The organism is Trichocoleus sp. DQ-U1 (assembly GCF_039961925.1).
Taxonomy (GTDB): domain Bacteria; phylum Cyanobacteriota; class Cyanobacteriia; order Cyanobacteriales; family FACHB-T130; genus FACHB-T130.
On sequence record NZ_JAMPKB010000009.1, the window covers coordinates 77,604 to 92,942 of the forward strand.

At 45.7% G+C, this 15,339-nt stretch carries 11 protein-coding genes and 1 pseudogene; 2 read left to right on the plus strand and 10 right to left on the minus strand.

From position 1 onward, the window contains the following. Positions 1–33 precede the first annotated feature (33 nt). On the plus strand, positions 34–642 hold the full coding sequence (locus NDI34_RS05965) for a hypothetical protein (protein ID WP_190416014.1): 609 nt from the start codon (positions 34–36) through the stop codon (positions 640–642). Positions 643–1,230: 588 nt separating this feature from the next. Here the strand turns inward: NDI34_RS05965 and NDI34_RS05970 are convergent. The 5 genes from NDI34_RS05970 to NDI34_RS05990 form a co-directional block, all read right to left on the minus strand. Further along, a complete protein-coding gene (locus tag NDI34_RS05970; RefSeq protein ID WP_348225618.1) occupies positions 1,231–1,533 on the minus strand; it encodes a hypothetical protein in 303 nt (100 codons plus the stop codon). Positions 1,534–1,577: 44 nt separating this feature from the next. Beyond that, positions 1,578–2,534: a tyrosine-type recombinase/integrase gene (locus NDI34_RS05975; protein ID WP_348232148.1), complete on the minus strand. Its 957-nt coding sequence runs from the start codon at positions 2,532–2,534 to the stop codon at positions 1,578–1,580. Positions 2,535–3,179: 645 nt separating this feature from the next. Continuing rightward, a complete protein-coding gene (locus NDI34_RS05980; protein WP_190428473.1) occupies positions 3,180–3,398 on the minus strand; it encodes a hypothetical protein in 219 nt (72 codons plus the stop codon). A 239-nt stretch (positions 3,399–3,637) separates the two neighbouring features. Continuing rightward, positions 3,638–4,231: a hypothetical protein gene (locus NDI34_RS05985; protein ID WP_190428474.1), complete on the minus strand. Its 594-nt coding sequence runs from the start codon at positions 4,229–4,231 to the stop codon at positions 3,638–3,640. A gap of 202 nt (positions 4,232–4,433) precedes the next feature. Next, positions 4,434–5,582 (minus strand): hypothetical protein, encoded by a 1,149-nt coding sequence (locus NDI34_RS05990; protein ID WP_190428475.1) that lies wholly within the window; start codon positions 5,580–5,582, stop codon positions 4,434–4,436. 354 nt (positions 5,583–5,936) lie between these two features. On the opposite strand from NDI34_RS05990, the pseudogene NDI34_RS05995 reads away from it, so the two are divergent. Further along, positions 5,937–6,044 (plus strand): annotated as a pseudogene (locus NDI34_RS05995) (IS5/IS1182 family transposase); the annotation flags it as partial. Between the two features lie 88 nt (positions 6,045–6,132). Here NDI34_RS05995 and NDI34_RS06000 read toward each other — a convergent pair. The 5 genes from NDI34_RS06000 to NDI34_RS06020 are packed head-to-tail and all read right to left on the minus strand — an operon-like array spanning position 6,133 to position 14,982. After that, a complete protein-coding gene (locus NDI34_RS06000; RefSeq protein WP_190428476.1) occupies positions 6,133–12,162 on the minus strand; it encodes an FAD-dependent oxidoreductase in 6,030 nt (2,009 codons plus the stop codon). Between the two features lie 5 nt (positions 12,163–12,167). Beyond that, positions 12,168–12,497: a polyketide synthase dehydratase domain-containing protein gene (locus NDI34_RS06005; RefSeq protein ID WP_190428477.1), complete on the minus strand. Its 330-nt coding sequence runs from the start codon at positions 12,495–12,497 to the stop codon at positions 12,168–12,170. A 23-nt stretch (positions 12,498–12,520) separates the two neighbouring features. Continuing rightward, positions 12,521–13,156 carry a beta-ketoacyl synthase N-terminal-like domain-containing protein gene (locus NDI34_RS06010; protein ID WP_348232149.1) on the minus strand — a complete coding sequence of 212 codons (636 nt, stop codon included), beginning with the start codon at positions 13,154–13,156 and terminating at the stop codon, positions 12,521–12,523. Positions 13,157–13,167: 11 nt separating this feature from the next. Next, positions 13,168–13,587 carry a beta-ketoacyl synthase N-terminal-like domain-containing protein gene (locus NDI34_RS06015; protein WP_348232150.1) on the minus strand — a complete coding sequence of 140 codons (420 nt, stop codon included), beginning with the start codon at positions 13,585–13,587 and terminating at the stop codon, positions 13,168–13,170. 57 nt (positions 13,588–13,644) lie between these two features. Beyond that, positions 13,645–14,982, minus strand: a complete 1,338-nt coding sequence (locus NDI34_RS06020) for an AAA-like domain-containing protein (RefSeq protein WP_348232151.1) — start codon at positions 14,980–14,982, stop codon at positions 13,645–13,647. Positions 14,983–15,339 lie beyond the last annotated feature (357 nt).

The following is a 15,339-nucleotide window of genomic DNA, read 5'->3' on the forward strand; positions in this document are numbered from 1 at the left end:
GTCCAGTGGACAACTGGACAAGTTGAGATAATAATGGAAAATTTGATTAGTGTTAGCAGCTTACAAGAACGCTACAACCTAAGCAGCAGGCAGGCTGTAGACGATAGGATTAAGGGCTTAAACATCCAGAAGCCAGCACGAGGGAAGATTTCTCAAGAGCAACTGGACAAACTGGACAAACTGGACAAGTATTTAAAAACTGGGGGCAAGATTGAGAATTTTGCCCAGCCAGTAGAGGCTGAAATCCAGCAACTCCAAAGGATTTCAGCCGATGAGCGGGAATTGTCCACCGGGCAACTGGACAAGCCTGCATTGTCCAGTGGACAACTGGACAAGTCGTCAGACAATTTTATTGAACTGGTGCGAGAGATTGCCGCAGCACTGAAGCCAGTGGCACCACCAATGGAGCCGCTGCTATATCTCAAAGAATTGGAAAGGGCTGCGGCTGCTGGCTGGCTTCTCTCTACTGACCAAGTGACGAAACTCGTAGGGGTTAAGCCAATTACTAAATATGGTAAACACACTTTTATTCGTGGCTCCTTTGCCTTTTCTAAAATTCCCCTCAATGATGAGGGGGGCAAGCCTAGATTTAAAAAGATTGGCAGTCACACTGCTTGGCGCGTTTCCAAGGTTGTTGAATAGGCATTTAAAAAGCTCCTTAATCGGGGCTTTCATTTTTAGTCTGGTTCTGGGGAATTACGCTTTAGTCTTTTGTCCCATCTCTCAAACCTCTTAGTCGCGTCTTAGGTGAAAGCAATTTGCTATTTCGTCGGTAGAAGCTATCTTAATGTCCGTCAGCTCAGTAACTTTTATGTCGTTAGCAAATGAGGCTTTATTAGACCATGACCATGAGTAGCCATCGCGATGATACTGAAATCAGCGTACACGTGGACAATTAGTAAGGTAATAGCCAAGTGCAAGACAAGCAGAAACAGGAGCTAAAGGAAAAATAGCAAGCCTAAAATCAAAAGGCCCGCTAGTGTTAAGCAATGTATTAACGTGTTCTGCTAGTCGCGTCTGTATACTTTGCCATGACTCTTATCAGGTTCTACTCTAACAACGAGGGGATCGCCTGAAGGAAAATCTGGAATGAGGGCGGCTATTAGGCTATTGCAGGTTCTAAGCCAAATGGGTGTGAACCTTGTAGAAGTATCGTTGCCCATCCTGTAGTGATTCTGCCGCGCTCAGGTAAGCTGTTTCGTACCCAGGCTTGGTCGCTACGAAGTTGCTTTATATACTTAACTGAGTTTGTATTTTTTTGCCCATCAAGACGGGTATGACAGTTTTGACAAAGCAAAATGAGATTGTCGTATTCATCCCGCTCTTTTTAGCCAGGGTTTTGTTTGCACGTGGACCTGAATCACTTGAGGCTTCTATATGCGCTATTTCACCAATGATGACGATAGTGTCGTAGTCGGTAGCATCTGCATACAGTTCAATTCGATAGGATGGAACTGCATAACGCCCCGCAGCACGCCCCCAAAGAATTTTTAGCGTCCGGTTACTGTAGCTTCGTCCTGACTTTTGGGTCATTACCCCTTCAAACGACATAACTAAAGGATGAAGCGATCGCACCTTCACCCTCGCCGAGTGTAAGGAATCTCCAACCGCTCCACAGCTTTACGCTTCGTTTCTTCCCCGCGTCGGTCATACTTGGCAGTGGTCACGGGTGAAGCGTGTCCTGCGAGTTTCTGCACCGTGACAATATCAGTACCAGCATCAAGGAGGTCTGAGCAGAACGTCCTTCTAAAATCGTGGGGAGAAAATGCTGCTACAAGAGCTTCATTCGCGCGTTTTTGCACAATCAATAACACCGCTTGGGGAGTCATCCGTCGCCGTTCCACCCGTCCGCCTTTCCTGATGGGACATAATAGCGGACCCGGTGACAAGCCTCTGACAACAAGCCAATCTTCCACGAGAGCGCTCGCTACACTCGACAGATACACAGTTCTATCTTTCCCCCCCTTCCCATCGCGCACTTCCAGCTGACCGCGGCTGGCGTTAAAGTCTTTCAAGTCCAGATTTACCGCTTCAGCCCGACGCAATCCAGCGCCCCTCAAAATAGCGATGAGCGCCGCATCTCTAGCACCCGTGGGTGTTGCGTCATCAACGCACACCTGAAAGAGCGCGGCAATTTCATCCTGACTCAGTGCCCGTCCTCTGAGTCCTTTTTTGACTGCTACGCTCGGAAAATCCACAGCATGAGCATAATCGGTCGCATCCATCAAATCTAATCTCAGCGCCTCTTTCAGCACTCTTCTCAACGCACACAGCATCTTATTCGCCGTCGCCGGGGCGTATCGTTTCATCAGTGCCGTGCGGATAGCCGCAGTGTTTTGATAACGGAGGGCTGCCCAATTCAGTGTTATTGCATCGCACTGATTGTTCGTGAGAAGCCGAGCGATCGCATCCAATGCCTGTCTCATTGTCGGTCTGGAACCATCCGCCAGCCCATCCAAATACACCGCAGCCGGATGCTGAGTCAGTGGCAGCGGTGTTGTCAGCACCAAAGTTTTCGCGGCTAGGCGACTCATTTACTTATCAGAAGTGTCGTTCTAGAAAGCTATTTAATCATGGAGTTAGTTCGCTTGGGAACTAATCGATGGGGAGCGATCACATCGGTCTTGCTTGGGTTAGCTGGATGTCTGCTACTCGGCGAAAATAGATGGTTGGTGCAACCAGGGGTACCCCTGACTTGAAACTATTGATATGTATAGATTTCAGCCTTTGTCTTTTAACGATGAATGATACCCGTTTTCACGGCTTATTAATAAGTTTTCTAAATATACTAATTTGACTGGATTTGACAAACTCTCTTAAATTTGGATTTTTGATAAATTTCTGAAAATGCGACTATCTATTCATTTATGCTCAACTCAAATCTGAGATTGCCTGATAAGAGTTGAGAATGAATGGCTAAACCCCATTGGGATACAGAAGAACTCGTCGAAAATGGACACTTCTTCCCCAAGAATTACCTACTTTTTTGGTCGCGCTCATTATGGCTTTGACTGATAATTTTTTCGATGGTAGCAGATGGCGAGAAAATATCTTTGCCAAAAATGGAAGTTGGTTGGTGAGAAATAGCATGGGTCAATCCCTCATGCTGGGGTAAATATTTTCAGCATACTTTGCCTAGAAGGAGACAAATTAGGCAAAGTTATGATTTGTATTACTTATCAATTCCGCCCCAAAAAGGGTTGACTTTTGTGACAACACACGAGCATTGCCCCTGGTTGCACGAACCTTCTATTTTCGCCGTCTCGCACGGACTCAACTTCTCTTGGCACCAGGTATTCCCGCACTCTCACTTCAGCATACTTATGGGAGTTTGGAGAACAGCGAAATGGATTAAGAAATTTACCAACTTTTGATTGTTGAGTAGAAGAAGGAGCCATACTTAGACCCCCTGAAAAATCAATCAACTTTAGGGCTGTTTTCCCTACTTTCGCCCTAAAGTAGGCATTTGAGTTAATGTTGCATCAATTAGTAACTATGTACTAAATCGACCCGGTTTGTAGCTTCATTGCATTGGGACTAACTAGAACAGACAGTGGTAACGATACTCTGCCATAGCTGGCAAATTGCTGGTTGCGTTCAGAGAACCAGTCGGAGGAGTAAAAAAAGCCTGAAACCTCTATCTGATAAGCATTTCAATCGCTACTTTGCGACTGGTGTCACCTTCGCTATATTTGCGCCTCTCAGGTACAAGATGACCAATCAATAACTTCAAGAATAATGCTGGGATGAACCACTCTAACCCAGGTGTAAAACCAACTTTGTAAAGTCCTATTGCAACAGCAATCAGATACAACCCCACAGCTAAGGGTCGCTTGAGGTAAACGGGTACAGCTAACACAACTGCCGTCGCCAAGAGTAGACAAGCACTCACTGACGTGAAGTAGTTCCAGTCAAATCCTACACCCACGCGAAAAAACCATGCCGCGAGTGCAATGTGGAGCAGGTGCGGCAGTATAAATGTAATGTGCTCAACTGAATTCACTTCGGGTCGGTGGTACCAACGCTTTGTCGTATCGGTTGCATTACAAACAGCACCGCCAATAATATCGAAGCCGATGATTGCTCCAACAGCAATTGGTAAGAAGCCAAACCCAAGCAACCAAAGCCGAAATGCTGCCAAAGCTGCACCTACAAAGGCACTGGTAAGAATCAAGATATTTTCGGCGGGAGTAGCACCCGGTCCAATGAGCCGATCCCAAAGTCCAAGCAAACCACTACGAAGAGTAGGGAATTCGTAGCGATTGACCCTGTTGATACAAAGTTAACTATCAATTGATGTCAAGTTTAGCTAATGGTGAGGCTTAACTTCCGGTTCAGCAGTGGGTCGAAAGTCGATCCAGCGATCGCCTTCGCCTTCGGTACTGTATTGCTATACAAAGGCGTACCTTGACAGCATTGTCGCAACCTCTAACTCAAGAATCTCTTAGGAAAGAGAGGTTTACTTTGCCAACTTTGTCAGTCTTTAATTCGGTAAACCAGAGATTTCCATCAGCTCCTCGTATGATGCGATGCATCACTGTTCCGGGAGTCGGAACCTCATAGAAATCAATTGGAATATTGCTGATATCAGAAGAATTGGTGGTTAGAATCTGCTTGTCAATTTTAATCAGGTGATCGCTGCCAGGTGGTGACGGGTGATTCGCATCCACATATTGCTGAACCCAGAGGTTATGGTCGGTGTCAAATGCCAGTGCTGCTAGAAGAACATTATTTTGCAGCTTGGGTACTGGAAATTCAGTAATGCAATTAGTTTTGCAGTTCTGTTTAATGCGTCCAACGTTGTTGCCAGCCTCTTCGGTAAACCACATATTACCATCCGGTCCAGGCACAATCGCGATCGGACGACTGTTGAGAGTGGGAATCTTGAACTCTTCAACGGTTCCATTGGATGTAATGCGTCCAATGGCATTGCCTACTAGCTCGGTAAACCACATATTGCCTTCGGCATCTGCATGGATATAGATCGGTACACTGCCTACAGTTGCTCTTGGATTGTTTACCGTTGAGATGGGGAAAGTGTCAATGGTGCCATCTGGTGTAATGCGACCGATGGTACCAGTGGCTTTGCCAGTGTACCAAACGGTTTTACCATCGCTGCCAATTGCTAAGCCATGCGGATGGGTGTTAATTTCCTCGGTACAGGTGGTGCAGTCTAACTGAACATCGTATTTAGTGGCTGAATCGTAGTTGGGATGCGTCGGATCGAGGCGGATAATTTCTCCGGCAAATTCAAGGGTGACCCAAAGCTGACCCGCTTGATCGAAGGCAATCCCGTGGGGGCCACTGTTTTGAGGCATGCGGTAGAAGGTCATTGTGCCATCTGGTTTGATGGCGATAAGCTGATCGTAGTTTTGCCCCGTGATCCAGAGGGTATCGCCATGAAATGCCATTTCATGGGTTGAACCCCGTAGGTCAGAGGGGGTCGAATATCGGTTAGGGTAGGAAATGGCAAAATCGACAATTTCATCTGCAAATGCCAATTCAGTGAATGAAAAAGCACTTCCTAGTATTAGTAAAAGTCCAATTAAGATAGCACAGAATATTTGACCTAATATTTTCATTAACTAACCTCTTGAATTCAGGACTTTTAAGAATTTATACACAATTTCTCACACAAAATCCAGATGCAATCGTTGCTCAGTAAAGAATTAAGTACGCAATTGGAAATTGTTTGTTTTAGGTGTACTGATATGAGGTTCAATTGGAAAATTTTCACCTTCACATAGCAAATAGTGCTTTATAGCAAGCAGATGCAACCCGGAAAACCACAGGTCACTCCACAACTTTAGCAAGTTACAAGCGCAGCACCAGTTTGAGCTGGTAGATGGCAGGTTCGGATGAATCCGACATTGAGCCATCTTACCGCGTCGCCTGCTCTATCTCCCCCCCCAAAAAAATCGCTCTCTACTTGCGATTGGTTATCTTGGTGTCGTCTGAATGTAGATTTCGAGCGATTACCTGCTTCCTCAGAGGCATTTATCTACATTGCGATGATTCGACTGATGCTACGCAGACTTGCCTGATGTTTCTCTGACTTCCTCCGTATTTCCAAATATCCTCTTAGCTCCCCGGCTTCTTAAAGAAGTCGGGGATTTCGACTTCACAAATCAATTAGGGCTTCGCTAATACACAATGCTCTTTCTGAATGAGCTGACGTAATTTAGCAACTAACTTTTGGCTGTCAATAATTGAGTAGTGATCGACACCCGAAATGATTTCTGTACGAACAGAATTTTGGACGTAAGGTTGCCAATCAAAACTCGCTTCAACCCCTTCTGGATATCCCTGAATGGCTGCTTGTTTTTCGGCTTTTAATAGAAATACGGGACAGGTACATTTCCGCGTCGGGGTGTATGCTCTCATTGCTTGCCAATTGAATTTAAAGACCTCAAACAATCGTTCGGTTCGCTCGGATTGCAAGTCTAAATTGCTGGCGAGTACGTCTTTGTTGAACCAGTCAGAAAGGAAGGTTTCTAAATCTTCTTGATCGCTATTAGAATATTGAGCTGTTTCGCTCAAAGGAGCAGGCGAATCGAATAAGGCGACGAAGTCTACTTGTTCGCGATTTTCCAGAAGTTGGAGAGCCATTTCAAATGCAACTAATCCTCCAAATGACCAACCGCTGAGGGAATAGGGACCTTCGGGCTGGCGTTTTTTGAGGGCTTGAATGTACCGCGCCGCCATATCGCTAATGTTTGCGATCGCTTTTCCGGTTTCTACCCCTTGTGCTTGAATGCCATAGAGCGGATAGTCTTTACCCAGGTGACGGAACAGTCCGGCGTACTTTGAGGTGGTACCGCCAATGGGATGTACGCAAAATAAAGGATTGTGGCGAGTTGCATTCTGGTTGGAATCGCCTTTGCGAAATTCCACTAGCAAGGGGTCAAGCTGAGAAACCGTTGCATAAGACTGTTTAGCATCTTGCTCTACAATATAGTTTGCCACCGCTTCAATCGTGGGCAACTCCAACCACACAGACGGTTCAATCCGCCAACCCAGCCAACTGGTAAGTTCTCCAATTAAACCCACTGTCAGCAGTGAATCTAGAGGATAGCTTTCTAAGGGAGCTTGCGGATCGATTTCCGTTACTGGCACGTCTAAGTCGGCTGCCATATGGTTCACGATCCAATCTTTAACTTTTTCCAACGTCAGTTCTCCGGCATATTGTTCTTGGGAGACGCCAACTACTGCCGTTGCGGCGGCATAGGGTTCGCGCACGCGCACGCCTTCACGCGCTGGTAGGAAGAAGCGACGCACTAATTCTCTGGCATAGGCAACGTTCGCTTCAATTAATTCAAAGTTGAGCAGGCTACCCACGTAGTAAGTATGGTGTTTCCCCTGCATCGCCTCAAACTGTTGGTAATAGCCGTCTTTCAACTCTAGGCGGCTAACGTGGGGCATATATTTCCAGGCGCGTTGCGCGTGTACCTGAACGAGCTTACCGCCCATACGCTCCACATCTGCTTTGATATAGCCAATGATGTCATCACCCGTTATCGAGGCATTGCCATAGGAATAGACCGCATAAACATCAGTTTCGTCGTAGCGGTGATGGAACGAAACAATATGCCCGATTGTAGACAGGTCGAGATTGTTTTCTTTCAAGAAATAGAAGGCATTGCGTGGGATGCCCTCAATGGTGCAAACGGTTGTGTAATAGTCGAGGTAGCGAATTTTGCCAAAGAGTTCTCGTTCTTGGGGCGAAGCATCGAGAAATTCTAGAGAGTGGTCAAAGGGAAGTGCTAGAACAATCTCATCAAAGTCAAATTCCTCGTTTTCCGTGATGATGCGAACCCCTTTCTCTATGCGCTCGACCTTGGTAACGTGGACGTTGCAGCGAACATCCTGCAATTGTGCGGCTAGCTTGTTCCAGACATTCAGCCAACCCCCCTTAACCGTCATCTGCTGGCGATTTTTCACATTCGGGTTGAGGGACATGAACCCGGCGGCATCAGAGTATTTGATGAAATTCATCACGGGGATGGAGTCATCAGCGAGGTAGCCGTAACCAGCGGCCGTATGACCGATGCCCAAGGATTTCTCCATCTCTGGAAGCTGATTTTTGCTCAACCACTCAGAAACCGATTCACTCAGCGCATCGCCAACATGCACCAGTCCGGGGCGGGCAATGCCTGGAAACTCCGACCACTTCATAACGTGGTATTTGAGAAAGTTCTGCTTCTCATACAGGGAAGCATCATCTGGTACAACGGTTTGCTGCTGAAAATCGTAAGTGAAATAGGGGGTTGTTCGTTCGCGTTCGACTCCTAACTCATCCAACAGTTGCTTGGTGGCGTGATACTCTTCGGTGTAAACATGACCGCCCCAGTCGTACCAGTACCCATCAATTTCTATCGATGCACATTTGCCAGCAATCTGCAACTGACGCTCCAAAACCGTTACCTTATGTCCCAGTCGTTCCAGTTCATAAGCAGTAGTTAACCCAGAAACCCCCGCACCGATAACGCAAACATGACGGGGTGATTCGAGGCGGACTGGTTCGTCTGGCGAATTTGACCCGGTTCCCTGGACGGGTACGAATTGCTCAAACGCATCAACTAGCACTGCGCCGAGGAGGGCGACTTCAGCTTTAAACCGCAACTCGTGGGGCGAGATTTCCTGCTCAAAGAAGGTGTTGACGGTCGCTTGTGCTTGTTCTAAATTCTCGACAGGAACTTGCTGATAGGCGGTACCAATGGCACTGATTAACGTCCATTGTGGTTGCTCGCTGTGTTTGACCCAACAACCAGTAAATTCTCTCAGGATAACCATGCCGTCTTCTAGTCGAATATCGACGGAACGATGGATGGCTACAGCTCGATTGTCATCCACTGCCAGAATTTTTGTTGGACTAGAGCAATAGTTCGCTGCACTGCTTAAATAAGCACCGCCCAGCCAGTAGCGTTGCAGTTGCTTGCGGTTGGTAAAAATCAGTGCCTTAATATTTCCCTGTCGATCCTCCGCCCGCAGGCACACTCGACGGTGCAACTGAGTTAACGCCTCGATTTCATCCCGATTGGTGACAGAAGCGAACTGGGCGTATTGAGCAATACTCGCTTGGAGTTCCTGAGTGGGAGTGGGTTGCTGTGCGATGACTTGATCCAACACCTCTCCCCAAGCGAAAAACTGTTTTAAGACGTGGCGCAGGGCGGCTGGATATTTAGATAAAACGGTTTCCGTGACGTGCAACGCCAGTGTTTCTTGTGCATCCAAAAAATTGCGGCGTTTGGCAAAGTCGTGAATGGTTTGAGCTGCCTTTTCTAAGGCTTCTTTGAGGGAAACGTCTTCAATGGTCGGGATACTCTCCAACGCCATGAGTGCGGCTGTGGGCTGCCCGGTTTTTCTCATACTTTGGACAATTTCATAAACCAAAGTGCGAGCGTGATTGACGGATGCCCCCTCGTAGGGAGATTTTGCCCAAATAATTCCCAGACTTTCCGGCGCATTCCAGACGTTAAATTCTAAGGGTTCGATGACCTCGTTGGGAATGATTTGTCGCAACGAGAAGCGAGCGATCGTATGGTAAGGATAGAGTTCTTCGTCCCAGCCGATGGTCGTTTCCCTAGCAGCTTCGTTTAACTCCTCCGACTCTTCCACCTCTCGCAACTGGATTTGTAGTAGGTAGTCAACCCCTCCGTTTTCGACTCGCTGCTGAAAATCATCCCGCAAATACGTTCTGGGACGGGTATCGTTTTCTTTGCGAGGAACGTGATCCATTGGGGCTGGCATATCGGCTGGATTAATAAAGCCGGAGTCGGGAGACATATCGGCATTCCGCAGGCGGTAGCGCATGAAGCGGCGTTTGCCATCGTTACCGATAAACCACACCGTCATTTTGTTGAAATAATGCAGTTTGGTACAGGATTCGGCGTTGCGGGCGATGTATTGGAAATTGGGAATGATCGAGGGATACTCCTCCGTCATTTTCAACCGCTCTGGCATACTGCTGTTAAACCAGCGGAAGAAGCACTGAGCATGGGGCCAGGGAAAGTTATGCCCCGTGTTCATAATCACGTCCAAGAGGGTTTTATTCAGATCCAGGTCTTCCCATTTGGCATCGGCAGAACCATCGACAATCCGGAAGGTGGCAGAACGAACATCCATAATGGCATCGTCTTCAAAGCCTTTCCCTGCTGCATGACGCACGATGACGGGAAACTTTTGACCGGGTACGAAAAATGGATGGGCCGGTATATTCGGCTGAGGCAGAAATTCAACTTGCCCGAAGCCTGTAACCCCGACAGTATGGGTCGAACGACGTTTTAAATCTTTACCCCGCTGTCCGGTGAGCAACGCTAAGTTACTGATTAGTTTGTGAAATTCGGGTGTCATCCCTCGCAATCGAGGGTCTTCTTGTTGATCCGAACTCGTGGTTTCTTGATAGGCGATGGTATCGATTTGGAAGGCTTGTTCTTGCAAGGTTCCCTTGAGGTACGCTTGCTTGCAGGCTTGGCGGCGGAGTTTACCACTGGTGGTTTTCAAGATTGTACCGGGAGATGCGATCGCAACCGTGCGACACGAGACCTGATGTTCTCGCAATAAGTGGGAACGAATCAGGCGCACGATTTCGTGGAGTTGTTCGGAGGAGGGTTTATTGGCACGAATCTCTGCAATGACCGCAATTTGCTCTTCGCCTCTGACGACGGGATCGGATACGGAAAACGCCACCGCTCCTCCCGGTAAAATTAACGGATGGCAACGGCAGACTGTTTCTTCTAAATCTTGCGGGTACAGATTTCGTCCCCGGACAATAATCGCGTCCTTTAAGCGTCCTGCAATATAGAGTTCGCCATCCAACAAAAAGCCTAAATCGCCTGTGCGAAGATAGCGTCCTGCACTCTCATGAATGCCAGCCTCGAAAAGTTCCCTAGAAAGTTCCGGCAATCCCCAATATCCCAGCGCCTTACTGGGAGAATCGACCCAGATTTCGCCTACCTCTCCCGCTTGGCGTTGCTGATAAGTTTCGGGATCGACAATCCGCACATCGACTCCGGCAAGTGGCTTGCCACATCCCACCAAGGTTAGGGTACGACCATCTTCGGGAATCTCTGCTACCTTAACAACCCGTTCCCACTCCAGCGAGTCTCGTTCCACCGTAACGCGGCGACGCCCCAAGCCCGAAATACCGACGGTATGTTCTGCCAGTCCATAGGCGGGACAAAAAACTTGAGGATTGAGATTGCAGACAGCGAAGGCATCGAGAAACAGATCAACAGTAGTAGGTCGAATGGGTTCGGCGGCACTCATCACCACTTGTAGCGAACTTAAATCCCACTGCTGTCGCTGTTCTGGTGTCGTCTTGCGGACGGATTGCAGATAGGCAAAGTCTGGCGCGGCTGTATGGGTTGCCTGGACGCGGGAGAGTACCTCAAACCAAACCGCAGGACGTTGGACGAATGCCAGGGGAGACATGAGATAAAGATGACCGTTGCCATACAGTGAACTCAAAATCCCACTGACCAAACAAAAGTCATGGAAATGAGGCACCCACGCCACTAGTCGCGAGTCGGCATTGAATCCTAACTCCTCGCCGGTTACGCTCAACTGATGCATGATGTTACCGTGGCTAATCATCACACCTTTTGGTGCGGAAGTTGAGCCAGAGGTGTATTGCAAGTAAGCGACATCCTCTAACGTCGGCGCGTGACGTTGGGGCAACGATTCAGGATCATTTTGCAGGTCGTCTGTTCGATAGCAGGGTAACTCTGACCAAAACCCTTTTTGATCGAGAAACAAACTCGCCTCAGTCTGGCGCTTCACCGCCAGGTACTCTCCATTCGTGAGAATAGCTGAACTGCCACTATTTTGCGCGATCGCTTCAAATGCGGATAGGTCATGTTGCAACTTGAACGGATTGGGAGGCGCAACGGGAACGGGAATCACACCCGCCAACAAACAGCCAATCAAGGCTTTGACGAAATCCAGCGATTGAGGGTAAACGAGTAAAACGCGATCGCTAATTTTCAGGTTGCAGTCCCGGATGAGGAATGCTGCGATTTGCTTTGTCGTGCGATCGAGTTCTTGGTACGTTAGAGATTCTTGGTCTTGCCCATCTGCATTGACAAACGTATAGAGAATGCGATCGGGTTCTTCTGTTAATTGTTGACGGAATCTATCGAGAACCGTTTCTTTCATTGTCATAAATTTCACCATTTCAGTTGCCGACTAATCGTTACTTCTGCGCCAAACACTCGCGAATAAACCTTCCCTTCCTGGTCATGCGAGGTAATGTTCGCGACTACTTTTGTTTCATTGCTCAACTGCACGTCCATCGAAACATAGAAAGGTTTTTCCACGGGAATCTCTCGAAAATGCTCTCCTTTTTGACATCGCAAAGGTAAACTTCCAGCTTGGTTAAAATGCCGCACCCAAATCAACAGGCATTGAAATGCCATATCTGCGGCGATGGGATTAAATGCCTGTGGTGGAATCTGTCCAAACTGTCTTTCCTCTACTTTGGGTAAGACACATTTCATAGTTAGCTTTTCTGCATTGAGGTTTAAAATTTTTTGAACTTATTGAAAGCTAGCGCCATGAAACAACGTCCCATTTTAGTAGGTAGAGAGACTCGCCAATGCCTTATCTTCATTGCTATTAAAGGCTTCATAAATTGGAGCCGTTGGATTTTTCGCACCAGCTTATCTGACTGCTGTAATGATAGCGGGGCGTTCTGAGCATCCTTAAGGCGCTTCAGTACCATCATCCCGATTGCTTCACTGAAAAGCATTCCATCAAAATCAGCATTAAATAGTTTGATTTTTTGCTGTTTAGAAAAAGTGTGAATTTTACTAAAACACATATGCATAAAAATTGAGTTATCAGTATCTACACCCCAAACCAGGATCATGAAGCTACGGTATGCAGCCAACTTGCTAATAGCCATTTGTACGCCAGTTAATGAACTCGCCGAGGCAGCATTTACAATACAGTTAATCTGGCTCAAATTTAAGCGTTTAGCAATCCATTGAGCCATGATGTTGCCTAACGTACCGGGAAAATAATTTTCTTTCCATCCAATGTAAATCAGTTTATTCTTTTTAAGAATTTGTTGGGTATCTTCATCAAGCAAGCTACTGCTTTTCAACACCTCTTCTAAAACTGAAAACCGCAAACAATTAGTCAGGAATGTAATCAATTCTTATGCCCTCAAACACCTAAAATAATGGCTGACGTAAACCCATTGAAGTTTTCAGATTTATTATGTACAGCATCTTCAATTGCCCATTTAGCAACCACTAGCGACAGCAGTTGAGAAACATCTGTTATTTTTAAAATATTAGGAAGCATCCTGAACTCCATCGGATTAAAACTAACATAAGAAATAAAGCCGCCTCGCTTGCAACACATCTTATCCAGCGCTTTAGAATCGCGATTGTAGTAATCATCTATATGCCAGTCCCAGAGAAAAACTTCAGTTATACAATCAACTTGATTTATGAGGTTTATCCAGTAATCTCGTAAATTAATAGCTCTTATCAAGATAAAATTTATACTAATAAATGTAGCAAAAATACGATTAAATTCGCAGTTAATTTTGCTATTTTCGTAAAAATTATTAACATTCAAATAAATCATCTTTATTAAATAGTTTTAAAGCCTTAATTAAGATTATTATCATTAGCTTTAAGAGCGTTCGCCAAAATACTGCTGATACAGATCGCAGCTAACCATTGCTAGCTTGTCTTGCATCGTCACCAGCCCAATACTCTGTAACTTAAACGCCTGTAACTGCTCCAACTCAACGGGGGCTTTTGCTCTTAACATCTTCTCAAATGCTGCTGCTAGTTCAGGATGCTGCTGTAGGTACCACGATTTTTGATGCAGGTATTCACTATAAACTCCGGTATCTGAAGCAGCCGTTTGTAGCAGTTCCTCTAACGTTAAACTCCCTTGAGCCAGATGATATAAAGCAACACGTAATAGATAGGGATGACCAGCCACTAGCCACATCAACTGAGATAGCTCGTGGATTGATAGATTGAGTCGATGGCGGTCAGCTAAATCCTGTACTTGTTCCCAAGTAAATGAGTCTAACTGAATCTGTATCCCTACCTTAAAGGGAGACTTATTCATATTTAAAGAGGTATAAGCTTCCGTAGAATTTATCACTACTAAGCGGAGTTTTTTCCAAATATCGTTATCTTTCGCTTCCTCATGCCAAGAACGCAAAAGGGATAAAAAATCTTGGGTAACTTGGGGATATTGAAAAATTTCATTTACTTCATCCACTGCTAAAAAAAGTGGTTTATCAATTTGTGTTAGTAGATAATCTTGAAAGTAGTTTGTACAGCTAGCCTTACTACCTAAATCCTCAGACCAATAGTCATCCAATCTCGGTTTTAGTTTCAGTCTTTGACTCACTTCGTAGGCAAACCATCGCAATAACCTATTTAGGTTTGCGAGAATCAACTGATCTACTCTCTGCAAGTTCAAGCTGACTGTTTGATAGCCTAACCTTGTAGTATGAGCGAGAATCCTTCCCATCAAAGAGGTTTTGCCCATCTGTCTGGGTGCTTGGATATGGATAAAGGCTCCTGGCTTCATAATTTCTGTGTAACATCTTGTTTCATGAGGGACTCGCTCGATATAAAAGGAAGAATGTATAGAAACTCGTCCCTCTGGAAATTCCAAATCCATCAATTCTGAATTTAGTGTCTCAATTAGGTTGCCAGTTTTCCTCAAAACTTGGTTCAACCATTGCCTTTCCACGATAGAACGAAAATTATTTTTACTAACTTTTACTCCCAATATGCCAGACAAAAGCCGCCATAGCTGAGGAGCAACTGTTTGTTGAATATAACTTGGGGAATATTCTAATTCTTTGGCAAATTGCTCATAAGTTTTTCTAGGATATTGCCAAAACTGATGCAACACAGCTTTTTGAATATTATTGAGAGATTTTCCGGTTTTTGCAAAGAGCAATTTTTCAACAAATTCTAAGCCGTCACGGCTTTCTTCCATAGCTAGTAAACTAAAAATATACATTGCAAAGTTGTTAGCTATAACGACCTAATTTTATAGCGCTAAAGAGTAAACTAGAACTTAATTAAAACTAGTTTTTTTATTTTCATACGGAGTATAAGGTAAATAAAACTAAAATTTTTAATTCCTTAATCTATATTTAACAATCACTGTTTTTAATAGTAAACATAGAAAAAGTAAGGAAGAAGTAAGGAAAAAAATATAACCCAGCATGAGCAGAAAAGCTCATGCTGGGTTATAGGCTGGAACGGGATAGCGAGCGCACCCGAAAAGATTGGTGTTATGGAGTACTAATTCGTTGGGCGAGCAAGATTAAACAGTGATGAAGTTAGCCTG